The following is a 255-nucleotide window of genomic DNA, read 5'->3' as shown; positions in this document are numbered from 1 at the left end:
CTTATCGACTGTCAATCAAGAAGAACAGCATTTGGGGCTGTAGCTCAGCTGGTTAGAGCACCGTGTTGATAACGCGGGGGTCGTTGGTTCGAGTCCAACCAGCCCTACCAGTTAAGTAGTAATTCTCGGGGGGATTAGCTCAGCTGGGAGAGCACCTGCTTTGCAAGCAGGGGGTCGTCGGTTCGATCCCGTCATCCTCCACCAAGAGTTCAAATGTAAGCCGCTAGGTTTAGATTTGGTCTTTTAGAGACCAAG

The 255-nt window shown here is 51.4% G+C and carries 2 tRNA genes; both read left to right on the top strand.

The features are described 5' to 3' along the window. Positions 1–33: 33 nt before the first annotated feature. A tRNA-Ile gene (locus F8197_RS28385) sits at positions 34–110 on the top strand. An 18-nt stretch (positions 111–128) separates the two neighbouring features. After that, positions 129–204 (top strand) — tRNA-Ala (locus tag F8197_RS28380). Positions 205–255 lie beyond the last annotated feature (51 nt).

This window comes from Duganella sp. FT27W, from assembly GCF_009295655.1.
In the GTDB taxonomy this organism is placed as follows: Bacteria; Pseudomonadota; Gammaproteobacteria; order Burkholderiales; family Burkholderiaceae_D; genus Rugamonas; species Rugamonas zoogloeoides.
This window is presented reverse-complemented; position numbering and strand designations above follow the sequence as displayed.